Raw genomic sequence first — 25145 nt, 5'->3', positions numbered from 1 at the left:
ATGCGCAATGCGCAGTGCGCGATGCGTATTGCCTTACTTCATCTGGCAGGCGGCAGCGAACGGGTCCTGGTACTGCGTCAGCACCGTGCCCGACAGTTTGTTGCCCAGCTTGCCATCCGCGCCCGCCTCGACGACGCGCAGGTAATAGTTCTGGATCGGATATTGGTTGCGGTTGAACTTGAAGTCACCCCGCACCGATTTGAAATCCGCGCGCCGCAGCGCCGGACGCAGCGCGTCGGCCTCAAGCTTGCCGCCCGTCTGGCGCACGGCGCTGTCCAGCAGCATGGCCGCGTCATAGCCTTGCGAGGCATACAGCGTCGGGCTGCGGTTGTACGTCTTCTTGAAGTCGTCCACAAACTTGCGGTTGGCCGGGTTATCCAGGTCAGCCGCCCATTGCGACGTGTTGTGCAGCCCAGCAATGGGCGCGCCCACCGCGGCGATCGTGTCCTCGTCGCCCGAGAAGCCCGGCGCCAGCAACGCGATGTCTTTCGACAAGCCAGCGCCGTTGAACTGCTTGATGAAATTCACGCCCATGCCGCCGGGCAGAAAGAAGAACACGGCGTCCGGCTTGCTCGCGCGCAGGCGCGTGATCTCAACGCCGTAGTCCAATTGGCCAAGTTGGGTGTAGATCTCTTCCGACAAGCCGCCCTTGTACAGACGCTTGAAACCGTTGAGCGATTCGCGGCCGCCCGGATAATCGGGCGCAATCAGCGCCACGCGCTTGAAGCCCTGGTCCGCGGCGTACTTGCCCATGGCTGCGGGAATGTCCTCGTTCTGCCAGGCCACCGCAAAGAAATTGGGGTTACAGCCCGCGCCAGCGTAGTTTTCCGGCCCGGTATTGGTGCTGAGATAAATCGTGCCCGACTGCAAAATGGCCGGCATCACCGGCAGCAACACATTCGAAAACACGATGCCCGTCATGACATCCACGCGGTCACGCTTGAGCAGCCGCTCCACCGCCTGACGGCCCGTGTCCGCCTTCTGCTGATCGTCCGCCACCACCACTTCAGCGGGCAACCCGCCCAGCTTGCCGCCGGTATGTTGCAGCGCCAGATTGAACCCGTCTCGAATTTCATTGCCCAGCGCCGAACCCGGACCAGACAACGTGGTCAGCAAGCCAACCTTGACCTTGTCGGCGGCCGAAGCGCCAGCCACCGCAGACATGCAAACCAACGCCGCCAGCGCGCGCCGGCTCCAGAGATTTCGATTCATGTGCCACCCCGATTCGTCGCCAGCCGCGCTGGCGGAAAGCTGACAGATCCCGTCTGCCGTCGGTTCACGCATGCTGCCGATCAAAGTCGCCAAGCTTACGCGCCGCGACGACGCCCTCCAAGACGTGCCGGGAGGACCTTGCGGCTAGCGTATGCCGCCCGCCAGCCCGGCTCTATCCGATTCCGGCCAGTCTTATCCGGGATTCACTTAATTCCAAACGCTTGACGTTTAAATTACTCTGGCCGCTGACACGGGAGCGTTCCCGTCCCGGAGGCATCCATGCAAGGCTGGTCCCGACTCGCGCTTGCGCCGCTCTTCAAACGGCGTGTATTCAGCTCCACCCAACAAGACGAGACCCGCGCGCGCGTGTCCGAAGCCTTGAAAGACCACCGGCTGACCTGGAAAGGCGGCCGCGTGGACGCCGAGCTGAACCGCGGCCGCTTCGGCGCGCTGACGGTCTGTACGTTGCGCTACGGCGCCGAAGTCCACATCGAACCCGACCGCCTGCAAGACTTCATGCTGGTGCAAGTCCCGCTACGGGGCCGCGCCTGTATCGAATGCGGCGACGAGCGCGTCAACGCCAACCCCGACTGCGCCGCCGTCATCGCCCCCAACCGCCCGCTGCGGCTGCACTGGGAAGCCGGCTGCGAACAACTGCTGCTGAAGATTCCGCGCGGCAAACTCGAAGCCATCGGCCGCCGCGCCTTCGGCGACGCCGCCACCCGCCCGCTGGACTTCAGCCCCGCCCTGCGCCTGGACAACCCCATCGGCGCCGCCTGGCGCAGCATGGTCACCAGCCTGATCCACCTGTTGCCCACACTGGACGACGGCGCCCCACGCCCGCCCGCCGCGTGGCTGGAGCACATGGAAGACACGCTGGTCTTGCACCTGCTCTACAACCAGCCCAACACCTGGCAGCAGCAAGCCGGCCACTCCCCAGACGTCCCCCGCCGCCTGACGCTGGCCGAAACCTACATGCGCGACCACCTGTCCGCCCCACTCACCCTGACCGACATCGCCCGCCACGCCGGCGCCAGCGCCACCGCCTTGACCCGTTTGTTTCAGGAACACCGGGACACCACGCCGATGCACGCACTGCGCGCCTTACGGCTGGACACCGCAAGGCGCAAGCTGAAGACCGACGCGCAAGCGAGCGTGACAGAAGTCGCGCTAGGCGTAGGCTTCGGACATCTGGGGAGATTTTCGGAGTATTACCGGGAACGGTTCGGCGAATTGCCGAGAGAGACGAGGCGCGTGGCGTAGAGAGCAATTGAGGGGCGACGCGCGGCGTAGGGTCCACTCGACGCGCAACGCGCACATCGCCACGACGCACCACATCGCGTAAGCCCCACAAGGCCGCCCGCGCGGCCGGCATGGGGCGGGCCCCGCAAGATCATCCACCAGCCACCATTGACGAACGAAGCCCTAAGAAAGCCGCCCGCCCCCCGCTGACGTCATGCTTCTACTGGCGGAGCCTGGCGCGTTGGCGGCCCGGGGCGCGCGGGGCGTCGATAAGCCCGAGGGAATCGGAAGGCAGTCGCCGAAGGCGACAACGACGATGACGACGGGGAAGTCCGGAGCGAAGGCTCCGGACCGCAATCGTTGACCCGCGCGCCCCGGGCCGCCAACGCGCCAGGCGTCAACAGCAAGAACAGTACTGCCAACGCTAAACCGCAGCCGGCACCACAGCAGTCACCTCAATCTCCACCTTAGCCCGATCCTCAACCAGATCCGCCACTTCCACCGCCGTCATCGCCGGAAAATGCCGTCCGATGAACTCCCGGTAGTGCTTCCCGATCGCCGGATACGCCGCCACGTACTCATCCTTGTCCACGACATACCAAGTCATCCGGACAATATGCTCAGGCTTCGCCCCGCCCTCGGCCAAGATGGCGACAATGTTCGACAGCGTTTGGCGGACCTGGTCCGCCAAATCATCCGATTCGAACTGCTGCTGCCCATTCCACCCCACCTGCCCGCCCACGAACACGAGCTTGCTGCCCACCGTCATTTCGGTGAGCACACCATTCGAATAGCCCCGTGGCGCCATCCAATCCGGCGGTTGCAGAATCTTCATAACGTCTCATCCTATTTTTAAGAAAACAAACTACAGGGTGGCCCCCGCCGCTTACGCCGCGGGCGCCAGATAATCCTGCATGCGTTCCCGCAGGTCCGCAGGCATGGGCATGGACTTCATCGTCCGCAAATCCACCGTCACAATCGTCAGCGTGGCCGACAAGCGCAACTGGCCGTCCGGCCCTTCGAAACGCACCAGCGCCTTGAACGACGCGCCGCCAATCCGCTGCACGGAAAGCGTCTGACGCAAGCGTTCGTGCCAGCGGCTGGGCGCGCTGAAATCGCACGTCACCGACGCCATCGGCGTACCGATGTGCCGGTCCACATGCAGCGCATGAAACGGCAACCCCATGCCCTTGTCGAACCATTCTTCGACAAAGTCATTGATCATCTCGAAATAGCGCGGGTAGAAAACAATGCCCGCCGGATCACAATGACGGAAGCGGACTTCGACCTGGCTAGTGAAAGGTGCGGCCATGATGATTTCCTGATTGCCTGTTCAAGCCATATTGCGCAACGCAAACCGTTGCAGCTTGCCGGTCTCGGTACGCGGCAAGGCCGCCACGAATTCAATCGCACGCGGGTACTTGTAAGGCGCAATGTTCGCCTTCACGAACGTCTGCATCGCAGTGACCAACTCATCGCTGGGCGCAAAGCCCGGCTTCAGCACCACGAACGCCTTGACCACTTGGCCGCGCTCTTCGTCCTGCGCACCCACGACCCCGCATTCGGCCACGGCTTCATGGCGCAACAACGCGTCTTCCACTTCCGGGCCAGCAATGTTGTAGCCCGCCGACACGATCATGTCGTCGTTGCGCGCCTGATAGAACAGATAGCCGTCATCGTCCTGCACGAACGTATCGCCCGGCAGATTCCAGCCGCTTTGCACGAAACGGCGCTGGCGTTCATCGGCCAGATACCGGCACCCCGTGGGGCCCTTGATCGCCAGACGGCCCACCGTGCCATTGGGCACCGGGTTCATATCGTCGTCCACCACCTGCGCCACATACCCCGGCACCACGCGGCCAATGGCCCCGCGCTTCACGGCTTCGGGCGGGCTGGACACAAACACGTGAATCATCTCGGTGCCGCCAATGCCATCGATCATCTCGATGCCGCTGGCCTGCTTCCACAGCTGGCGCGTCGCGTCCGGCAAAGCTTCGCCCGCCGATACGCTCTTCTTCAAAGACGACAAATCAAACTTGCCCACCAGCGCCGCCATCTGACGATAGAACGTGGGCGCCGTGAACACGATGGTCGCGCGGAATTCCTGGATCAGTTCCAACAGGCTTTCCGGCGTCAGCTTTTCCGCCAGCACCGTGCTTGCGCCCACGCGCAGCGGGAAGCACAGCAAACCACCCAAGCCAAAGGTAAACGCCAACGGCGGCGTGCCGCAGAAGATGTCGTCCGGGCCGGGCTTGATCACATGCTTGGGGAACAGATCGCACATCGCCAGCACATCGCGGTGAAAGTGCATGCAGCCCTTGGGCGAACCCGTCGTGCCGCTGGTGAAGGCGATCAGGCACACATCGTCAGCCGCGGTATCGCAGGCGGTGAAATCGTCAGGCTTGGCTGCGGCCAACGCGTCCAGCGCATCGGGCGCGGCGTCGTTGAAATACATGATCTGCGACAGGCCCGCGCAGTGATGTTCGTGCTCGGGCTGCGCGCAGAATTGGGCTTCGTCCTTCAGGCGCGCATCGCACAGCACCGCCTGAATCTGCGCCTTCTCGATGATCTGCTTGAGCTCTTTGGCGCGCAGCAGCGGCATCGTGGGCACCGTCACCAGGCCTGCCTTGATGGCGGCCAGCCACGATGCGGCCATCATCGGATTGTTCGGCCCGCGCAACAGCAGACGGTTGCCGGGAACCAGCTTCATGTCCTCGGTCAGCACGCGTGCGATGCGGTTGGTCAGTGCGGCCAGCTCGCGATACGTCATCGTGGCGGGCTTGCCGTCCTGACGCCAGCGTAGCGCCACGCGGTCGCCAAAGCCGCGGTCGGCCATGGCGTCCACCAGTTCAACGGCGCAATTGAAGCGCTTGGGATACGCCACGTCGGGCCCGTCGAGCAAGAACTCTGGCCATTGTTCGCCCGGGGGCAGATTGTCCCGGGCAAAAGTGTCGATGTGGGCGGAGCTTTCCATGTCATTCCCCTTGGAGTGTGCGGTGCGGTGTGGTTTGCTTTGCGGAAGGTCGAGGGCTCGCTGGCCCCTTACGCCTTCAACAGTTCACGGGCGATGATCAACTTCTGCACTTCGGTGGCGCCTTCGTAAATACGCAGCGCTCTGATTTCCCTGTAAAGCTTCTCCACCGGCATCCCCGACACCACGCCTGCGCCCCCGAACATCTGAAGCGCGCGGTCGATCACGGTCTGCGCCGATTCCGTGGCCATCATCTTGGCCATCGCTGCTTCACGCGTGGTGCGCAGCTTTTGCACGTCGCGCATCCACGCGGCGCGATACGTCAACAACGCCGAGGCATCGATGGCCGTTGCCATGTCGCCCAGCGCCGCTTGCGTCAGTTGCAGGTCGGCCAACGTCTGGCCGAACATGCGGCGCGACTTGGCGCGCGCGAGCCCTTCATCCAGCGCACGGCGGGMAAAGCCCAGCGCGGCCGCGGCCACCGACGCGCGGAAAATATCCAGCGTCATCATGGCCAGCTTGAAACCCTGCCCGGCATCGCCCAAACGGTGCGACAGCGGCACCCGGCAGTTGTCGAACGTGATCGTGGCCAGCGGATGCGGCGCGATCAGTTCAATGCGTTCGCTGACCTCGAACCCAGGCGTGTCGGCATCCACCACGAAGGCGCTGATGCCACGCGCGCCCGGCGCTTCCCCCGTGCGGGCGAACACCACATAGAAGTCGGCGATGCCGCCGTTGGAGATCCAGGTCTTGGCGCCGTTCAACACGTAGTGATCGCCGTCGAGCTTGGCTTCGCAAGCCAGCGCCGCCACGTCCGAGCCCGCGTCGGGTTCGGACAGCGCAAAGGCGGCAATGGCTTCGCCTTGCGCCACGCGCGGCAGATAACGCTGGCGCAATTCGTCCGAGCCCATCAGCGAGATAGCGCCGCTGCCCAAGCCCTGCATGGCGAATGCGAAATCCGCCAGCCCTTCGTGGCGGGCAAACGTTTCGCGCAAAATGCAGACAGCGCGGGAATCCACTTCAGGCAGCGCGCCGCCCCAGGCGCCGCCCGGGCCGCCCGCCACGGCGTAGCGCAGCCAGCCGGCCTGGCCCATGGCCTTCACCAGTTTCTTGCAGGCCGCATCCGCGTCGTGATGGTCAACATCGCCCAGCGACTTTTCGCACCAGGCGTCAACGTCATGCGCCAGCTTGCGGTGCGCGTCGTCAAAGAAAGGCCAGTCCAGCCAGCTTGCGTCACGCATCATCAGTTCCCCTCGAAGACCGGCTTTTGCTTGGCCACGAAGGCCTCGTAGGCGCGATGGAAATCGCGCGTCTGCATGCAGATGGCCTGGGCTTCGGCTTCGGCCTCGATGGCTTCGTCCACGCCCATGTTCCATTCCTGATGCAGCAGCTTCTTGGTGACACCATGCGCAAAGGTCGGGCCGGCGGCCAGTTGGGCGGCCAGCGTCTGGGCGGCATCCGCCAGCGCGCCGGATTCGTGCAGCGCGTTGAAGAAGCCCCAGCTGGCGCCCTCTTCCGCCGTCATGGCGCGGCCCGTGTACAGCAGCTCAGACGCGCGGCCCTGGCCGATCATGCGCGGCAGCAAGGTGCATGCGCCCATGTCGGCGCCGGCCAAACCTACGCGCGTGAACAGGAACGCCGTGCGCGCGGCGGGCGTGCCCAAGCGCATGTCGGCGGCCAGCGCCACCATCGCGCCGGCGCCGGCGCACACGCCATCCACCGCGGCCACGATGGGCTGCGGGCAGGCGCGCATGGCTTTGACCAGGTCGCCCGTCATGCGCGTGAAGTCCAGCAGTTCAGGCATCGTCATCTTGGTCAGCGGACCAATGATCTCGTGCACGTCGCCGCCCGAGCAGAAGTTGCCGCCCGCGCCCGTCACGACCACAACTTTGACGTCGGTGGCATACACCAGCGAACGGAACAGGTCGCGCAGTTCAGCGTAGGAATCGAACGTCAGCGGGTTCTTGCGTTCCGGACGATTCAGCGTAACCGTGCCGATCTTGCCGTCGGCCGACACCTGCCACAGGAACGTCTTGGCCTGATAGCCGGCCATCGGACGTTTGTGGTGCTTCATGGTGTGCTCTTCGGACTGGGTGCTCATGGTGTCTCCGTTCGTTATCCAGGGGTTGATGGGGCGCGCCAGCCTTAGCCGGTCATGACTTCGCCGCCGTCCACGGCGATCGCCTGGCCGTTGATGGAGGCGGATGCCGGCAACGCCAGCCAGGCCACCGTCTCGGCCACTTCCTCGGGCTGCACCAGGCGGCCCTGCGGGTTGCGCTCGGCGAGTTTTGCCCGAGCGGCTTCCGGCGTCATGCCGGTCTTGTCCACGATGTTCGTGACCGCGCCGCGCACGATGTCGGTCTCGGTGTAGCCAGGGCACACCGCGTTCACGGTGACGCCCTTCGTGGCGGTTTCCAGCGCCAGCGAACGGGTCAGCCCGATCACGCCGTGTTTGGCGGCGCAGTAAGCGCTGACATAGCCGTAACCGATCAGCCCCGCCGTGCTCGCCACGTTGATGACGCGGCCCCATTTTTCTTGCAGCATGCCCGGCAGCGCGGCCTGGATGCAGTGGAACGTGCCGGTCAGGTTGACGGCAATCATCTGCTGCCACAGCGCCGAATCCGTGCGGTCAAAGCGCTGGCTGACGGCTTGGCCTGCGTTGTTCACCAGCACCAGTACCGGGCCGAATTCGCCTTCGGCCTGCGCGAAGGCCGCGCGCACCGACGCTTCGTCCGCGATGTCGGCACTGACGGTTTGCACCTGCCCCAAGCGGGCCAGACTGTCGGCGGCGGCGTCCAGCGCCGCCCCATCGCGGCCCAGCAGCGTGACGCGCGCACCGCGTTCAAGCAGCGCGCGGGCGCTTGCCAGACCGATGCCGCGCGCGCCACCCGTCACCAACGCGTGGCGGCCGGCGAGCGGTTGCGCAAGTGTTGTCATTTGATATCCAGTTGCGCCATGGCGGCGGCGCGTTCGAAGTTGGTTTCCAGTTGGCGCTTGCCCGCAAAATACTGGTTGGGCCACGCCACATCACGGTAGCCGACTCGCGCCGCCTCGCGTAGCGTCCAAGAGGCGTCAGCCAAATGGGGACGAGCTAGCGCGCACAGGTCGGCACGGCCCGAGGCGATGATGCCGTTGGCATGGTCGGCTTCGAAGATGGCGCCCACGGCGATGGTGGGAATGCCCGCTTCGTTGCGCACGCGGTCGGCGAACGGGGTCTGGAACATGCGGCCGTAGACCGGCTTTTCTTCCTTGCTGACCTGGCCCGACGAGCAGTCGATCATGTCGGCGCCCGCTGCCTTGAAGTAGCGCGCGATCTCGACGGCGTCGTCGGCGGTGATGCCGCCTTCCACCCAGTCGCTGGCCGAAATACGCACCGACATGGGTTTGTCTTCGGGCCACACTTCGCGCACGGCGCGGAACACTTCCAGCGGGAAGCGCAAACGGTTTTCCAGGCTGCCGCCGTACTCGTCGCCGCGGTGATTGGTCAGCGGCGAGATGAAGCTGGACAACAGGTAGCCGTGCGCGCAGTGCAGTTCCAGCCAGTCGAAACCGGCTTCCTGCGCCCGGCGGGCGGCCGAGATGAAGTTGTCGCGCACGTCGTCCATGTCGGCGCGCGACATGGCGCGCGGCGTCTGCGACACGCCTTCGATGTAGGGCAAGGCCGAGGCCGACAGCAGCGGCCAGTTGCCTTCGGCCAGCGGATGGTCGATCTTCTGCCAGCCCAGCTGCGTGGAGCCCTTGCGCCCGGCATGGCCCAATTGCACGCCGATGCGGGCGTCGCTGTTGCCATGCACAAAATTCACGATGCGGGCAAAGGCCTGCGTTTGGTCGTCGTTCCACAAGCCGGGGCAGCCCGGGGTGATGCGGCCATCCGGCGACACGCAGGTCATTTCCACCATGACGAGCCCGGCGCCGCCCATGGCGCGCGCGCCCAGGTGCACCAGATGGAAGTCACCCGGCACGCCATCGGTGCAGGAATACATGGCCATCGGCGACACCAGGATGCGGTTCTTCAGCCGCACGCCGCGCGCTTGGTAAGGCGTCAGCATGGGGATGGCCGGGCGCTGTCCGGATTCAGTGGGCGCGCCAGCGCGTTCGGCGATCCAGCGCTCGAAGCCTTCAAGCCAGGCCGGGTCGCGCAAGCGCAGATTTTCGTGCGAAATACGCTGCGAACGGGTCAGCAGCGAATAGGCAAATTGTTCGGGTTCCAGTTCGGCATAGCGTTCGACGTTCTCGAACCACTCGGTGGAGTTGCGCGCGGCGTTCTGGATCTTCAGCACTTCAACGCTGCGCACTTCTTCGTAGTGCTTCAGGCCGGCTTCCACACTGCCTTCGGCGCCGCTCAGGCAGCGCGCGAGTTCGATGGAATCTTCCAGCGCCAATTTGGTGCCGGAGCCAATCGAGAAGTGAGCGGTGTGGGCGGCGTCGCCCATCAGCACAACCGGCACGCGGCGCTGGCCACGCGCGGTATCCAGCGTGTTCCAGTGCACCCAGGTATTGCAGATGACGCGCGGGAAACGAATCCAGATGGCAGAGCCGCGCAGGTGCGAGGCGTTGCTGATCAGCGCATTTCCGTCCAGCCAGGGCGCAAACAGCTTTTCGCAATAGGCGATGCCCTCTTCCTGGCTCATCTGCTCGATGCCGGCGGCTTGCCACGTTTCTTCGGGGGTTTCCACGATGAAGGTGGACATGCCATCTTCGTAGCGATACGCGTGCGCCTGGAACCAGCCATGTTCGGTCTGGACGAAGGCGAAGGTGAAGGCGTCAAACACTTTCTTGGTGCCGAGCCAGACGAAGCGGCAACGGCGCTGGTCGATGTCGGGATGAAAGGTGTCGGCGTAGCGGGTGCGGATCTGGCTGTTGATGCCGTCGGAGGCAATGACGAGGTCAGCGTCGTATTCGCGGGCGATGGATTGATCGTCCTGGACGAAGTTCTCGAACACCAGCTTGACGCCAACTTCTTCGCAACGCGCTTGCAGGATGTTCAGCAGCTTCTTGCGGCCAATACCGATGAAGCCGTGGCCGCTGCTGCGAATGCTGCGGCCTTTGAAGTTGATGTCGATGTCATCCCAATGGTTGAACGCATCGCCAATGGTTTGAGCGGAAACGGGATCGGCTTCACGCAGGTTCAGCATGGTGGCGTCGGAGAACACCACCCCCCATCCAAAGGTGTCATACGGACGGTTGCGTTCGATGACGGTAATGTCGTTGGCAGGGTTCTGCAGTTTCATGAGCAGACCGAAATACAGGCCGGCGGGACCGCCGCCGATGCAGACTATTTTCATTGCCGTATACGCTCCGAGGTACGCGACAGTCGCTCGTTTATCTAGAGCGGGGGGCCGCGGATATTTAGGTCTGGATAGTTTAGGCTTGAAATATATACCTGAAGTTGAGGGTTCGCAAATGGGGGAAAGCTATTAGGTGCGGGGGGAAAGGGGGACGGCTTCTGGGGGGTGTGGGGTGGGCGGGCGTAGGGGGCTGGTGGGTGGGGGGGTGTTGGGTGGGCGCTCGTAGGGGCTTCGTGGGATGAGGTTGTTTTGGGCGGGCGGGCGTGGGAGCTTCGTAGGTCGCCCATCGTCGGGGTGGGCGTGACGGCGCGCGCCCACGATTGCGGTCCGGAGCCTTCGCTCCGGACTGCCCCGTCGTCATCTTCGTCCAGGCCTTCGGCCTTCCCTTCAGATTCCCTCGGGCGCATCAAGGTTGCGCGCCGTCACGCCCACCCCGACGACGGGCTGCCGATGTCTTGGGTCGGGGCGCTGCTAGGGTGTGCATTAGTGACGAGTGCTGCGATGCCCGCCGAGTGGCGGCCGCGCGGGCGGCCTTACTCGGCATACGCAGTGGTGCGCGTTTGGATGGGGTTCGCTTTCGCGAATGTGGGGGAGTTGTTTGCTAGTGGTGCCCCCGCACTTTTTTTTTGGGGGGGGTAGAGGGGTGGCGCGCGTCCGGCACTGCCTTGCGCGTGCCGACCCGTCGCGCGCCACCGCACCGGCGTTCAACGGGTGGACGTGCCTCGAGGGATGGGTGAAGTGCGGCAAGCCATCAAGAAGAACTCGAACAAAGCCGCCACACGCGAAGCGAAAAGCATCACCGCGCACCCCGACGCGTAAGCTCCACAAGGCCGCCCGCGCGGCCGGCATGGAGCGGGCCCCGCAAGATCTTCCATCACTCAAATCCCCGTGGCGAGAACCTCAAAGACCCTGACCGTCCCCGCTGACGTGAGATTGCAACTTCCAGAGCCCGTGGGTTCGGGGGCCTGGGGTGCGCGGGGCGTCGATAAGCCCGAGGGAATCCGTAGGGAGCCGAAGGCGTACGAGGATGACGCAGGGGCAGTCCGGAGCGAAGGCTCCGGACCGCAATCGTTGCCCCGCGCACCCCAGGCCCCCGAACCCACGGGCGTCTTAAGAACCCATGTTTAATGCAGCCTGACACCCGACTGCTACGGCCTGCCCCGCAGCCACTCCTCAAGATCATTGGCTGGCAACGGCGGCGAAAACAAGAAGCCTTGACCCGCTGCACACCCCTGCTCGATCAAGAATCGCCGCTGTTCCTCGTTCTCCACACCCTCGGCAACCACCGGCAGACTCAAACTTTCCCCGATACGAATCACCGCACTCGTCAGCGCGCGCGCGGCATCATCGCTTTCCAACCCTTGGACAAAGCTTCGATCCAGCTTCAGTTCGTCCACGATCAGCCGCCGCAAGTGACCCAGGCTGGAATACCCCGTCCCGAAGTCATCCATCGACAAGCGCACGCCTAAGCGATGCAGCTCCGCGATCGTCCGCAACGTGCCCGCCGTCGCATCCAGCACCACGCCTTCGGTGATCTCCAGCATCAAATCCGCCGGGGCCAGACCGAACTCGGCCAGCGTTGCCGCGATCATTCTCGGCAAATTTAAATTGTGGAAGTTGGTCGCCGACAGGTTCACCGATACCGACGGCACGCGCAGGCCGTTGTTGCGCCAGATCGACAGTTGCGAACACGCCTCGCGCAGCGCCCAGTCGCCCAGGTCGCCAATCAGCCCGCACTCTTCGGCCAGCGGCACGAAGCGCACGGGCGAAATGTCGCCCAGCGTGGGATGGCGCCAGCGGGCCAGCGCTTCCACCCCGTACAGGCTGCCGTTCTTCAAGCCCACTTGCGGCTGATAGTGCAAGCGCAGCGCCTTGGCTTCCAGCGCGTCGCGCAGCGCCGCTTCCAGGGCCAGACGCTCTTGCGCCTGGCGGTTCATCTCGGCGCTGAAGAAAGAAATTCGGTTGCGGCCCGCCGTCTTCGCCTGGTACATCGCCATGTCGGCGTGGCGCAGCAGCGTATCCATGTCGCGCCCGTTCTCCGGGAACACGCTGATGCCGATGCTGACCGATGGGTTCAGCGTGATGCCGCCCACCGAAAACGGCTGCGCCAACGCCACCAGGATGTGCTCAGCGGCGGCGGTCAGGCGGCCGTGTTCGAAGTCCGGCATCAGCATCACGAACTCGTCGCCCGACAGCCGGCCCACGATGTCAGCCGGCCGCGCCAGGCGGCGCAGGCGTTGGGCCACATCGCGCAAGAGCGCATCGCCGATGGGATGGCCCAGCGTGTCGTTGACCTGCTTGAAGCGGTCCAGGTCCAGGAACAGCACCGCCACGCGCTTGCGCTCGGGTTCGGCGCGCGCGATGGCCTGCTCGGCTTGCGCCAGCAGCAGGTTGCGGTTCGGCAGGCCCGTCAGTTCGTCGTAGAACGCCAGTTGGCGGATGCGGGCGCGGGCTTCCTCGCGCTCCAGCGCCAGGGCGCACAGATAGACGCAGACATCCACCAGGCGATGATGGAAATCGTCGGGCAGACGGCGTTCGCGGAAATAGAAACAGAAGGTGCCGATCACCCGGCCGTCGCTCGACTTGATGGGCGACGACCAGCAGGCCTTCACGTCTTCCGGCAACGGCAGGTGGCGGTAGTCGTCCCAGAGCGGGTCGGTGGCGATGTCCGGCACGATGACCGGGCGGCCCAGGAATGCGGAAGTGCCGCAGGCGCCGGCTTGCGGGCCGATCTTCACGCCGTCCAGCGCATCGGTATAGGGGGCCGGCATGCTCGGGGCCGCCAATGGCCGCAGGTGGCCGGTGTCGTCCACGCGCAGCACGGTGGCCGCCACTTCGGGCGCCAGGCGCTCAACCTCGCGGCACACCATGTTCATGACCTCGACCACCGAGGCCTCGTTCACCATGGCTTGCAGCACGCGGCGTTGCAGCACCTCGTGCACCTTGGTCGGCGTGATGTCGGTCAGCACGTCCACGACATTGACGAGCGTACCGCGGTCATCGAACACGGAGTTCGCCATGACCGACACCCACAGCGGCTTGCCGCCGCGGTCGTAGACCAGGACGTCCTTGTGGAACCCTTCGCGGCAGGCGATGCGGCGGTCCAGCTCTTCGCGGGTGCCGCCGTCGGGGCGGCCACCAGCCAGCAGTTCGCCCAATTCCTGGTGCAAGGCGTCGCCGCGGGCGAAGCCCAGCATGCGCTGAAAGCCGTCGTTCACATAGACGATGCGGCCATCGCAACCGGAGACCGCCACCGCGTTGCCCGTTTCGTTGATGCCCAAGAGCAGCAGGCGGACTTCTTCCTGGCGCTCGGCGTCCGCGATGGATTTGCGCGAAATGACCGAGATGCGCGCGACGTCGCCCTCATCGTTGCGCAGCGGCATATACGTGGCTTCGATCCACAGCGTGCCGCCATTTTTCATGCGGTAGCGGCAGGTGCCTGAAAAGTGTTCGCCCTGGAGCAATCGGGTCCAGATCTGCTCCCCGCTGGCGATGCCCTTGCCTTCGTCCATGCTGTCGCACAGCATGTCGTGGCGCAGCGCCAGGGCCTCTTCGCGGGTATAACCCACGGCGGCCAGGAAATTGGCGTTGGCGTTCAGCAGCGAACCGTCGGCATCGAAATCGAACAGCAACAGCGCCCGATCCATCGACGTCAGATAATTGCCCGCATGCCACGCGGCGCCCTGGGGGCCCGCGCTCGAAACGCTTACATGAGTATCAAGCATAAGGGGCTCCATACCGGAATACAGCTGATCCGGTTTCATTCAGCGCTTTGGAAAGCCTAGCGTCACGCGGTCGCGTCCGTCCTGCTTGGCCAGGTACAGCGCCTGGTCAGCACGGCTGAGCGTTTCCGAGAAGGTCTCGCCCAACTGGTGATGCGCCATGCCGATACTGACCGTCAACCTCAATACTTCGTCGCCCGCCTCAACCGCCAGCCCGCGCACCGCGCCGACCAGCCGGTCCATGACGCCTTGCGCGGCTTCGGGCCGCGTGTTGGGAAGCAGCACCAGAAATTCCTCCCCGCCCCAACGGCCGCACAAATCATATTCACGCAGGCTCTTGACCAGCACGCCGGCCAGCTCAACCAGCGCGCGGTCGCCCGCTTCATGGCCGAAGCGGTCATTGACCGCTTTGAAGTGGTCCACATCCAGCATCGCCACGACAAAGCTCTCGCCGCTGCGTGCCACCCGCCCGACTTCCTGCTTGATCATTTCCATCAAGGCGCGCCGGTTCAGCAAACTGGTCAGCGGATCGCGGTTGGACGTTTCTTCCAGCGCCACATTCAGGTCGCGCATCATGCTCTGGTAGTGATCGGAAATGCGTGCAATGCGCGTCAAGCGCCGCAACTGGCGGTCAAACTTGTCGTACAGGCCCAGCTCGCGCTCATGCGCCATGGTCTGATAGGCGTCCGACAGCTGGGTCACGCGTTCGATACGCGCCATCTGCTCGGCGGTGTGCTGCCACAGCGACTCCAGGGCTTCCCGCAAGGGATGGCCGGCATAGGCCGGGTCCGCCAGCAGCGCGACGATGCGGCGATCCAGTTCGGCGGCGCCCGGTTTCATTCTCGGCCAACCACCGAGAACGGAAACGTGCAGTCTTCCTTGAATTCTTCGGCCAGTTCGCCGACGCGTTCATTGCGGCTGTCATAGAACCAGGTCACGCTGACCTGGCGGCCCTTGCCGTGGGCGGCTTCGAGCAGATCGAAAATGTCCATGACGGACTTGATGCTGCTGGTGTTCAGGTACAGCAGCTCCAATTCCAGGCTCAGCGGGCCGGCCGAACCCAGCAGGTAGGCCTCGACCCATTCGATCACCGGGCCAAACAATTCAAAGGAATTCTCGGGGTAGGAGTCGCCGCGCATCACCAGCACGCCGGCGTCGGCGTCGGCGGTGATGGCAGGCGTGGACTGCGTCCCGGGAATGTTCAACTCTTTCATCAGATACTCCGAAAATGATTCTGGAATGCGCGCGGGCGCCCTCAGATCACGACGCTCAGGCTGAAGAACGCCCGGCCCTCGCCCGCGGCGGGCGTCAGGCTGGCTTCCAGCGGAGCGCCGGCGCGGCGCGCGATGTCGATCAGCCCAAGGCCCGCGCCCGAAGCCACGCCCTGGGTGCGCGGCTTGTGCAGCTGCATCTTGTATTCGGCCTTCAGCGCCGCCTTGTCCAGCGCGGCCAGCTCGCGAATCCGGGCGACCAGCGCATGGCCGTCCTCGGTCTTCACCAGGTTGCCCGCCGACACCACGTAGCGGCTTTCATCGCGGCGGCCGATCACCACCGTGGCCGAGGCTTCAGCGTCGCCATTGGCGGCGGCGTATTGGCGGATGTTCTGGATCATTTCGATATAGACCGAAAAAACGTCCATGGCCTCCGCCGGCCGTGCGTGTTCCGCGTTCAGGTAATTTTTGAGCGCATTGCCGATTTCCTCGATCAGGCTGCGGGAGATCGGCCCGTTGAAGCACAGCAAGGTGCGGTTCTGGTTGAACCGTTCACCCAGCGCGTAGAGATCGGAGGCATTCATAGGGGTTATCACCCGGAAAACGTTTAATCGAAACGGAAAGACAGCAGGGTGATGTCGTCACGCTGGGGACGGCCACCCTGGTACTCGGCCAGCGCTTGCGTAAATGCGGCGGCCTGTTCAGTTAACGGCTGCCGGGCGTGTCTCTTGAGCATTCCTGCAAAACGCGTGTTGCCGAACCCGAATCCGTGCTCGCCGCCTGCCTGGTCCAGGAAGCCGTCCGTGGCCAGGTAATACGTCCAGCCCGGTTCCATCTGCAAATCAATATTTTCGTAAGCGCCCGTGCGTTTGTCGCCCAATGCCCGCTTACCGCCGGGAATCTCGCGCAGCGTCTCGCCATCGCTGGCGTACAGGCTGATCTTGGCGCCCGCGTAGCGCAGGCGCCCGGACTGCCGGTCAATATATACCAGGCCCGCGTCGGTATTCGTGGCCAGTGCGCGGGGCAGTTGCGCATCCGCAAGCATGGCGCGGATGGCGGTGTCGGTGCGGGTCAGAATGCCGGCCGGATCGGCGGGGCCGGCCTCGGTAATGGCCAGATCGATGGCGGCGCGCGCCAGCATCGTCATCAATGCGCCCGGCACGCCGTGACCCGCGCAGTCCATGATGCCCAACAGGCAATTGGCGCCGTCAGAACGGAACACATAGAAGTCACCCCCCACCACATCACGCGGCTTCCACAGCACGAAGTGATGCGCACCGAGCGACTGCGTCAACTGGCGGTCCGGCAGGATGGCGCGCTGGATCAGGCTGGCGTAGTCGATCGAGTCGCCGATCTTCTTGTGCGCGGCGGCCATGGCGCGGTTGGCGTCTTCCAGTTCCGACGTGCGTTCGCGCACCTTGCTTTCGAGTTCGGCGGTGTGTTGGCGAACCTTGTCGGCCATCACGCCAAAGGCGCGGCTCAGGTCGCCGATTTCGTCCTGCCCGCCCGGCGGCAGGCGCACGTCGTAGCTGCCGTCGGCGATGGCGCGGGCTGACTGCTGCAAGCGGCGCAAGGGGCGCAGCATCAAGCGTTCGATGGCGAAGCCGAAGCACAGCAGCATGGCGGCGAACAACAACACCAGGCCGATCGCGGCAGGCCACAGCCAGCCCGTGTCCAGCACGCGGGCCGCCCCCAGGTCCACCAACGTGAGCACGTGCCAGTGCAGTTCGGGCATGTAGGCGACCGACACCAATTGGCGCGTGCCGTCCATATTGACCCAGGCGGTCTGCACCGATTGCGGGTCGGCCTGGGCCGCGTGCATGGCGGCACGCAGTTCGTCGCGGCTGGGGCCAGCGTCCAACAGGTTGAACACCTGGCCGCGCGTGCCTGCGCCACCGCCCGCGCCCGAGTTGTAGGCGATCAGCGACGCGTCCATATGCGCCTGGATCGCGCCGTCCTCGTCAACGATGATTGGTGTCACGCCCGGCTGGCCGCTGTTGACGAATTCGCGCAGGAAGCCGCCCACGTCCAGACCGGCGCCGGTCAGGCCCACGACCTTGTCGCCGTCGCGCACCTGGGCGTTGATCCACACCTTGGTGGTCTGGAGCTTCAGATCGGGATTGACGTTGATGTTGTATTTGGCCGGCGACTTCAGCGTGGCGTAGAACCAGCCGTCGTCGGCGGCGCTGCGGCTCAGCGTGTAGCGCGGCGTCTCGGACAGCGGCTTGTCGTCGTTGAAGTAGTAGTGGCCGGACTCGGCGCTGGCAATGAAATATGCGCGGCCCAGCAGGTCACGGCGGTAGCCGTCGGCCTCGCGAAAGAACAGTTCACGCGCGGCCGGGTCGTCTTCGTTGCGCAACCAGCGCCGCGTGACTTCGCTGTCGGCCAGCCGCAAGGACAAGGCCAGCTCGCGCGACACCGGCGCCAGAATGCGTTGACGGTTCAACTGCGTGAAGTTGTCGGCGAAGGCGCGCCCGAAGTGGTCGCGGACCCCGTCCAGCACCAGCCAGCCGATCACGGCAGCGGGCGCTAAAGCGACCACGCACGCCAACAACAGCGCCATCAATGATTTTTTGCGCAAACCCCATTTCGCCATGCGAAGTCTTCCCTGACAGCTTGATAAGACGTGACGTGCGTGCCCACCTTGGTAGGCACGCGATGGGCCCGGCGCTGCAAGTGTAGAGAACAGTGGGGGCAATTGAAACAGGTGCAAACGTCTGGATGCGTTCTAGACACCTTAAGTTTCAACGCAGCAATGTAAATGCCGCTTTATTGCGATTTATATCGTGCTTTTTACGTGCTGGCCCACGCTTCTTGCGGCTTTATTACTACACGCCCAGATAGCGTTCCCATAGGGCGCGGTCGGCATCCAGCGACGGGGAGTCGCCCGTCCAGACCACTTTGCCGCGTTCCAGAATGACGTGCTGATCCGCGAGGCTCAGCAACCTTTCGACATATTTGTCGATGACGAGAATGGTCTGCCCCGCTTCGCGCAGCCGCGCCAGGCAGTTCCAGATTTCTTCGCGGATCTTGGGCGCCAGGCCTTCGGTGGCCTCGTCCAGAATCAGCAGGCGCGGGTTGGTGACCAGCGCCCGGCCGATGGCCAGCATCTGCTGCTCGCCGCCGGACAGTTGATTGCCCATGTTGCGAGCGCGCTCGCGCAGCCGGGGGAACAGATCGAACACGCGGTCGGGCGTCCAGGGGTCGCCGATGTCGGGGTTGCGCGCGGCGACGAACGCCGTCAGGTGCTCACGCACCGTCAGGTTGGGAAAGCACTGCCGCCCTTCAGGCACGATGGCCACACCCAGCCGCGCGATGCGGTCAGAGCTCCAGCCGCTGATGTCCTGCCCTGCGAAATGGATCTTGCCGCCGCGCAGCGGCAACTGGCCGAACAGCGTGCGCAGCAGCGTCGTCTTGCCCATGCCATTGCGGCCCAGCAAGGTCACGACCTGGCCAGCGCCAATCTGCAAATCCACGCCGAACAGCACCTGACTGGCGCCGTAGCCGCTTTTGGCCGATTCGATGGTGAGCATCACGCGGTCTCCTCGTCGCCCAGATAGGCTTGCCGCACTTCCGGATTGGCGCGGATTTCGTCGGGCGTGCCGGTCGCGATCACGCGGCCATACACCAGCACCGACAGGCGATCAGCCAAGCGGAACACCGCCTGCATATCGTGTTCAACCAGCAGCATGGCGGCGCGGCCCCGCAGCGTTTCAATCAGTTCGGTCAGGCGGACGGTTTCGTCCGGCCCCATGCCGGCCATGGGTTCGTCCAGCAGCAGCACGCTGGGCCTTGCGGCCAGCGCCAGCGCGAATTCCACCTTGCGCTGCTCGCCATGCGGCAGCGTGCCGGCCGGGCGTTCGAGCAAGCTGGCGTCGATGGCGCATTCACGCGCGAGTTCGCGCGCCTGTTCATACAGCGCGGATTCGGCCGCGCGCGGCTTCCAGAAGCGGAAGCTTGAGCCCGCGTGCGCCTGCACCGCCAGCACCAGGTTGTCCAACACGCTGGACTGCTTGAAGATATTGGTGATCTGATACGAGCGCGACAGCCCTGCCGCCACGCGCTGGTGTGCGTTCATGCTGGTCACGTCGCGCCCGCCCACGGTGAGCGTGCCGGAATCGGCCGCCAGCGTGCCGGACAACAGGTGGATCAGCGTCGACTTGCCTGCGCCGTTGGGGCCGATCAAGGCGTGGATCTCGCCCGGGTTCAAAGACAGCGACACATTGTCGGTGGCGACCAGCGCGCCGAAGCGGCGCACCAGGCCCGTCGCCTGCAAGACCGGGCTAGCCGTGGAATTGCCGTTCATGGTGGAACTGCCATTCATCACTGCGCTCATGATCCCACCTTGCCCGATGCGGCACGGCCGCCAAACCACGGGCCAAACAACCCGACCAAACCGCGCGGTGCGCCAAACACTACGCACAGCAGCAGCACGCCCAGCGGTAGATGCCAGTATTCCGTCCACAGACGCAGCACTTCTTCCAGGGTCAGCATCACAACCGCGCCGGCCACACCGCCCCAGCGCAGGCCGATGCCGCCCACCAGCACCATGATCAGCAGGTTGGCCGACTGCGTCCAATGCATCAGGCTGGGCGAGATGAAGAGGTTATGGTTGGCCAGCAGCGCGCCCGCCAAACCCGCCGCCGCCCCGCTTAGCGTGAAGGCCACGAGCTTGATGCGGTAGACCGGGTAACCCATGGACTCCATGCGCGATTCGTTTTCGCGAATACCCTGCAAAGCCGTGCCAAAGCGCGAAGACACCACGCGGCTGAACACCCACATCAGCAGCGCAAACAGCACCAGCACCAGGTAATAGAAGCTGACGTCATTGGCCAGATCGATGCCCGGCAGCGTGGAATAGCCGGGCAGGTTCAGCCCGTCTTCCCCGCCGTACTGGCGCAACGAAATGAAGATGTAGAACAGCATCTGCGCGAACGCCAGCGTGATCATGATGAAGTACACGCCACGGGTGCGCAGCGAGATCGCCCCGGTGATGGCCGCCAGCACGCCCGCCAGCAGCATCGCCACCGGCCAGACGATCAGCGCCGACGTGATGCCCGACATCGCGAGAATGCCCACGGCGTAGGCGCCCGCGCCGAAGAAGGCCGCGTGCCCCAGCGCCACCATGCCGCCGTAGCCCAGAATCAAATTCAGGCTGGTCGCGGCCAGCGCGTAGATAAGCACGCGGCGCACGAACGAAATGTAGAAGTCCAGGCCCAGTGCAGGCGCCACCAGCGGGAACGCCGCCAAGGCCGCCAGCAGGACCACCGTCCAGAGTGTGGTTCTCATCATCAACCCCGCGCCGGAAACAGGCCAGAGGGCCGGAACACCAGCACAGCCGCCATCAAGACATAAATGGCGATGGCGGCCAGCGTCGGGCCGACGCTGGATGCCACGGCCGGCGAAAAGACCTGGCGCAACAGCATCGGCAGAAACGCGCGCCCGGCCGTGTCCACCATGCCCACCAGCAAGGCGCCAACGAACGCACCGCGGATCGAACCGATGCCGCCGATGACGATGCACACCAGCACCAGAATCAGGATTTCTTCACCCATGCCCACCTGCACCGAGGTGATCGGCCCCAGCAGCGCGCCGGCCACGGCGGCCAGCATGGCGCCCAGCACGAACACACCCAGGAACAGCAGCGGCACGCGCACGCCCATCAGCGTGGCCATCTGGCGGTTGGACGCGCCGGCCCGTACCAGAACGCCCGCGCGGGTGCGCGTCACGAACCAATACAGCCCGGCGGCGGCGGCCACGCCGAAGACGATGATCATCAGGCGGTAAGCGGGGTACAGCAGATCGGGCAACAGACGCACCGGGCCGGACAGCACGGCGGGCATGTTGAGCATGACGGGCGCGGGGCCCCAGATCATCTTGACCAGATCATTGGCGATAAGGATGACGGCATAGGTGCCCAGCACCTGAGCCAGGTGGTCGCGCAGCGCCAGGCGGCGGATGAGCGTCAGTTCCAACACCACGCCAACCAGGCCGGTGGCGACGGCCGCCACCAGAACAGCGGCGGTGAATGAACCTGTGCGCTGCATGGTTTCGGCGGCGACATAGGCGCCGGCCATGTAGAGCGAGCCGTGAGCCAGATTCATGATGTCCATGATGCCGAAGACCAGGGTCAGCCCGGCCGCGATCAGAAACAACATCAACCCAAACTGCAGACCGTTCAGCAATTGCTCGACGATCAGCGTAAACGTCATGAACACTTCCCCCTGCCGCGGACCTTGCGAGCGGTGCGCGTGCGATTCGAACCTGCGATGGCTGGCGGCGCGGGGCGGGTCAGTCCGGCATGGCCGGACGCCCCCACGCACGCGTAGCGTCTTACCTTAGAGCTTGCACTCGCCGACGTAGACGTCCTGGTACTTGTCAAACACCTTGCCCACCAGCTTGTTGGTGATGCGGCCGTTGCCGTCCTTGTCGACCACGCGCAGGTAGTAGGCCTGGATCGGATAGTGGTTCTTGCCGTAGGTGAAGCTGCCGCGCACCGACGGGTAGTCGGCCTTCTCAAGCGCCTTGATGATGGCGTCGCGGTCAGAGGCCTTGCCGCCTGCCTGCTTGACGGCGGCGTCCATGGCCATGATCACGTCGTAGGCCTGGGCGGCGTACACGGACGGGTAGCGGCCGTTGTATTCCTTGCGGAAGGCGTCAACGAAGATCTTGTTCTGCGGCACGTCCAGGTCATGCGCCCATTGCGCCGTGTTGTACATGCCCAGCATGGGGTCGCCCACGGCCTGGATCACGTCTTCGTCAGCCGAGAAGCCCGGGCCGATCAGCTTGACGTTTTGCGACAGGCCGGCGGACACGAACTGCTTGACGAAGTTGATGCCCATGCCGCCCGGCAGGAAGATGTAGACGGCGTCCGGCTTGGCGGCGCGGATCTGGGCGATTTCCGCCGCGTAGTCGATCTGGCCGAGCTTGGTGTAGACCTCGTCGCCCGGGGCGGTCTTGTAGCCGCGCTTGAAGCCCGTCAGCGCATCTTTGCCGGCCGGGTAGTCCGGGGCCATGATGAACATTTTCTTGAAGCCACGGTCAGCTGCGACCTTGCCGGCGGCTTCGTGGAAGGCGTCGTTCTGGTAGGACGTGCCGAACCAGTAGTTATTGCACTGGGCGCCAGCGAACTGGCTGGGGCCGGGGTTGTTCGACAGGTACGGCACCTTGGCGGCGAACAGTGCGGGGCCGACGGCCAGCGCCACGTTGGAACCAATGGGGCCAGTGAAGAAATCAATCTTGTCGCGCTGGATGTAGCGCGTGACCAGTTGGCGGGCCTGGTCGGGGTTGCCGCCCATGTCGGTCTGCACGAATTCGGCGGGCTGTCCGCCGAGCTTGCTGCCCAGTTGCTTGATGGCCAGGTTGAAACCGTCGCGGGCTTCAGCGCCCAAGGCCGAGAACGGGCCGGAAATATCGTTGGCGATGCCGACCTTAACGGCGTCGGCCAGGGCCACGGCCGGAACCAGTGCGGCGGCGGCGATAAGGGAAGTGATCAAACGCATGGTGGTGTGCTCCGTGCGCGAGCCCGCGCAGAGGGTGTTCTTTTTGAGGGTGCGATTCGAAAGACTTCTATGCCCGGCCTGCCGGCGCCATTGCGCCGCCGTCAAACGCGTGCGGCAAGATATTGCTTGCCACACCACAATCCCCTTGTGCAGCATAGGGAAAACTGGCGTGGTTCATAGTTTAGGTTTAAAGTATTCTTCAAAACAAGACTAGGGTTTTTACCGAAGGGTTTTCCCTCCACCTCAACGATGACCGCGTCGGATGGGTCGCCCGGTGCAACGCACGCGACAGTACCCGACATCCCGCCGAACCTCAAGAAAACCGACGATGACTGACGCTCCCGATCTGGAATCCCGCGCCGCGCCCGATGACCACCACGCGTTGCGTCTGTGGCTGCGCATGCTCACCTGCGCCAATCTCGTCGAAAGCGAGATCCGCAGCCGGTTGCGCAATGAGTTCGACACCACGCTGCCGCGCTTTGACCTGATGGCGCAATTGCAGCGCGCGCCCAAGGGCATGAAGATGGGCGAATTGTCGCGCCACATGATGGTCACCAACGGCAATATCACCGGCATCACCGACCAGCTCGAAAAAGAAGGCCTGGTCGTGCGCACCAAAGTGGAGTCCGACCGCCGCAGCTCGCTGATCAAGCTCACGCCCCAGGGCAAGAAGAGCTTTGCCCGCATGGCGCGCGCGCATGAAACCTGGGTCAAGTCCATGTTCGGCGACTTGCCCGAATCCACCCGCAACGCGCTGTTCCAGGCGCTGGGCGAACTCAAGCTCCAGGTGGTCGCCACCCGGTCGGAATCGGCCAAGGGCTGACGCTTGTGAAGAGACGCCCCGGGCGCTGAAATCCGCGCCCGGTTTGGCGCATAATTGCCGCCATGATTCCGGTATCTCTTCCTGGCGGTAATTTCTATGTGCTGATGGCGGCCTCGCTGGCCTGCCTGGCCACGTTGCTGACTTGGCTGGCGGTGTTGGCCACCACCCGCAGCGCCCGGCTCTGGCTGGGCGACCACCGCCGCGTCGGCACCACGCTGATGACCTTCCTGGCGCTTATCGGCGCCATCTTTCCCTATCAGCAGTTCAGCCTGTGGTTTGCCGCCCAGCGCGATGCCCAGGCCGACGCCGACCGCAAGACGACCTTGCCGCACGCGACCCGGCTGGCGGGCGTGGACATGCCGGCTGGCACTGTGCTCAGCCTGACGCGCGCAGGCGAGCTGGCGTCGTTCGATCGCGCCGTCTTCCCCGAGACCCATCCTGCGCCCGTGCTCGGGGTCAACGCCACGCAGCTCTTCCGCTACGCCGCCACGCCCAAGCAGCCCGAAACCCTGTCCGTTGAAATCGCCCGCGACCAGGCGCAGGAAGGCTGGCTGTGCGCCCATGGCCATCGGCTTGAATTCGTGATGCAGGGCGGCCAGCCCCGCTTTTCCAGCTGCCATCTGGCGATTGGCAACACGCTGGACAAGCAGCCCGTACCGGCCGGCGCCTGGCTGAAAGTTGACGAAGCGGCGCGCGGCACGCCGCTGGATACCAACGCCAACACCAATACCAACACCAATACCAACGCCAACACCGACACCACCGCCATGTCGCCGCGCTGGCTGCTGCGCACCGAGGGCAGCGACGCGTTGAGCCTGCACCAGATGCCGCTATTGAAAGTCGACATGCGGCTGGACGCCCAGCGCCGGATGTTGAATTTCGAAGGCCTGCTGGCGCGCGAAGCGATCCTGGGCAGCATGACCTACCCGCCCGGCACCCGCGTGCTGTCCGCGCCCCCTCGCCTGCCCGGCGCGCAGCCAGGCGACCTGCTGTTTTCCCCGTCTCGGGGCCGCACGGCCCGCCGCGAGGGTGGTGAAGAAGTCTCAGCAGGCAATTCGGTGCTGCAAGCGCCGGACGGCACCGTGCGCAGCGTGTTGAGCAACCGCGAAGCGGGCGTCCTGGACGTGGCCGCCATGCGAATGGCCCCCTGATTACCGATGATGGCCGCGGATGC

Annotated in this window: 21 protein-coding genes; 3 read left to right on the top strand and 18 right to left on the bottom strand. The window is 64.6% G+C overall.

Features of this window, described 5'->3' with window-relative positions; translation table 11 throughout:
* Positions 1 to 33: 33 nt before the first annotated feature.
* A complete protein-coding gene (locus tag AC1DB0_RS10485; protein ID WP_054423371.1) occupies positions 34 to 1212 on the bottom strand; it encodes an ABC transporter substrate-binding protein in 1179 nt (392 codons plus the stop codon).
* A 279-nt stretch (positions 1213 to 1491) separates the two neighbouring features.
* On the opposite strand from AC1DB0_RS10485, the gene AC1DB0_RS10480 reads away from it, so the two are divergent.
* Entirely contained in the window at positions 1492 to 2475 is a 984-nt protein-coding gene (locus AC1DB0_RS10480; protein ID WP_476758526.1) for an AraC family transcriptional regulator, read from the top strand.
* 403 nt (positions 2476 to 2878) lie between these two features.
* Here the strand turns inward: AC1DB0_RS10480 and AC1DB0_RS10475 are convergent, their stop codons facing one another.
* From AC1DB0_RS10475 to AC1DB0_RS10395, 17 genes are all read right to left on the bottom strand, one after another.
* Positions 2879 to 3289: a RidA family protein gene (locus tag AC1DB0_RS10475; protein ID WP_054423258.1), complete on the bottom strand. Its 411-nt coding sequence runs from the start codon at positions 3287 to 3289 to the stop codon at positions 2879 to 2881.
* Positions 3290 to 3340: 51 nt separating this feature from the next.
* Positions 3341 to 3766, bottom strand: coding sequence for an acyl-CoA thioesterase (locus AC1DB0_RS10470; protein WP_054423257.1), 426 nt, complete (start codon positions 3764 to 3766; stop codon positions 3341 to 3343).
* Between the two features lie 21 nt (positions 3767 to 3787).
* On the bottom strand, positions 3788 to 5428 hold the full coding sequence (locus AC1DB0_RS10465) for an AMP-binding protein (RefSeq protein WP_342068094.1): 1641 nt from the start codon (positions 5426 to 5428) through the stop codon (positions 3788 to 3790).
* A gap of 68 nt (positions 5429 to 5496) precedes the next feature.
* A complete protein-coding gene (locus AC1DB0_RS10460) occupies positions 5497 to 6666 on the bottom strand; it encodes an acyl-CoA dehydrogenase family protein (protein ID WP_476758655.1) in 1170 nt (389 codons plus the stop codon).
* Positions 6667 to 6668: 2 nt separating this feature from the next.
* The gene (locus tag AC1DB0_RS10455; RefSeq protein ID WP_054423255.1) at positions 6669 to 7526 is read right to left on the bottom strand and encodes an enoyl-CoA hydratase family protein; all 858 of its coding nucleotides are present in this window, start codon (positions 7524 to 7526) and stop codon (positions 6669 to 6671) included.
* A 44-nt stretch (positions 7527 to 7570) separates the two neighbouring features.
* Positions 7571 to 8362 (bottom strand): SDR family NAD(P)-dependent oxidoreductase, encoded by a 792-nt coding sequence (locus AC1DB0_RS10450; protein ID WP_054423254.1) that lies wholly within the window; start codon positions 8360 to 8362, stop codon positions 7571 to 7573.
* Entirely contained in the window at positions 8359 to 10710 is a 2352-nt protein-coding gene (locus AC1DB0_RS10445; protein ID WP_476758525.1) for a bifunctional salicylyl-CoA 5-hydroxylase/oxidoreductase, read from the bottom strand. Before AC1DB0_RS10445 ends, AC1DB0_RS10450 begins: the two co-directional genes overlap by 4 nt.
* 1151 nt (positions 10711 to 11861) lie before the next feature.
* Positions 11862 to 14438: a sensor domain-containing protein gene (locus AC1DB0_RS10440; RefSeq protein WP_342067930.1), complete on the bottom strand. Its 2577-nt coding sequence runs from the start codon at positions 14436 to 14438 to the stop codon at positions 11862 to 11864.
* A gap of 39 nt (positions 14439 to 14477) precedes the next feature.
* A complete protein-coding gene (siaD, locus tag AC1DB0_RS10435) occupies positions 14478 to 15275 on the bottom strand; it encodes a biofilm regulation diguanylate cyclase SiaD (protein ID WP_054421329.1) in 798 nt (265 codons plus the stop codon).
* The gene (gene siaC, locus AC1DB0_RS10430; RefSeq protein ID WP_054421328.1) at positions 15272 to 15649 is read right to left on the bottom strand and encodes a biofilm regulation phosphoprotein SiaC; all 378 of its coding nucleotides are present in this window, start codon (positions 15647 to 15649) and stop codon (positions 15272 to 15274) included. Before siaC ends, siaD begins: the two co-directional genes overlap by 4 nt.
* A 41-nt stretch (positions 15650 to 15690) precedes the next feature.
* Positions 15691 to 16230 (bottom strand): biofilm regulation protein kinase SiaB, encoded by a 540-nt coding sequence (gene siaB, locus AC1DB0_RS10425; RefSeq protein WP_054421327.1) that lies wholly within the window; start codon positions 16228 to 16230, stop codon positions 15691 to 15693.
* A 23-nt stretch (positions 16231 to 16253) separates the two neighbouring features.
* Positions 16254 to 18242, bottom strand: coding sequence for a biofilm regulation protein phosphatase SiaA (gene siaA / locus AC1DB0_RS10420; protein WP_206543661.1), 1989 nt, complete (start codon positions 18240 to 18242; stop codon positions 16254 to 16256).
* A gap of 232 nt (positions 18243 to 18474) precedes the next feature.
* Positions 18475 to 19179 carry an ABC transporter ATP-binding protein gene (locus AC1DB0_RS10415; RefSeq protein ID WP_054421326.1) on the bottom strand — a complete coding sequence of 235 codons (705 nt, stop codon included), beginning with the start codon at positions 19177 to 19179 and terminating at the stop codon, positions 18475 to 18477.
* Positions 19179 to 19982: an ABC transporter ATP-binding protein gene (locus AC1DB0_RS10410; RefSeq protein WP_420865302.1), complete on the bottom strand. Its 804-nt coding sequence runs from the start codon at positions 19980 to 19982 to the stop codon at positions 19179 to 19181. Before AC1DB0_RS10410 ends, AC1DB0_RS10415 begins: the two co-directional genes overlap by 1 nt.
* Positions 19979 to 20938 (bottom strand): branched-chain amino acid ABC transporter permease, encoded by a 960-nt coding sequence (locus AC1DB0_RS10405; protein WP_054421324.1) that lies wholly within the window; start codon positions 20936 to 20938, stop codon positions 19979 to 19981. The genes AC1DB0_RS10410 and AC1DB0_RS10405 overlap by 4 nt, the downstream gene beginning before the upstream one ends.
* Complete coding sequence (locus tag AC1DB0_RS10400; protein ID WP_046807392.1) at positions 20938 to 21858, bottom strand: branched-chain amino acid ABC transporter permease; 921 nt, start codon at positions 21856 to 21858, stop codon at positions 20938 to 20940. The genes AC1DB0_RS10405 and AC1DB0_RS10400 overlap by 1 nt, the downstream gene beginning before the upstream one ends.
* A gap of 126 nt (positions 21859 to 21984) precedes the next feature.
* Positions 21985 to 23148: an ABC transporter substrate-binding protein gene (locus AC1DB0_RS10395; RefSeq protein ID WP_054421323.1), complete on the bottom strand. Its 1164-nt coding sequence runs from the start codon at positions 23146 to 23148 to the stop codon at positions 21985 to 21987.
* 328 nt (positions 23149 to 23476) lie between these two features.
* On the opposite strand from AC1DB0_RS10395, the gene AC1DB0_RS10390 reads away from it, so the two are divergent.
* Positions 23477 to 23971, top strand: a complete 495-nt coding sequence (locus AC1DB0_RS10390; RefSeq protein WP_054421322.1) for a MarR family winged helix-turn-helix transcriptional regulator — start codon at positions 23477 to 23479, stop codon at positions 23969 to 23971.
* Between the two features lie 62 nt (positions 23972 to 24033).
* Positions 24034 to 25122 carry a hypothetical protein gene (locus tag AC1DB0_RS10385; RefSeq protein ID WP_476758519.1) on the top strand — a complete coding sequence of 363 codons (1089 nt, stop codon included), beginning with the start codon at positions 24034 to 24036 and terminating at the stop codon, positions 25120 to 25122.
* The last annotated feature ends 23 nt before the right edge of the window (positions 25123 to 25145 follow it).

The sequence above is a fragment of the Achromobacter sp. 10T422 genome, from assembly GCF_056394065.1.
This window is presented reverse-complemented; position numbering and strand designations above follow the sequence as displayed.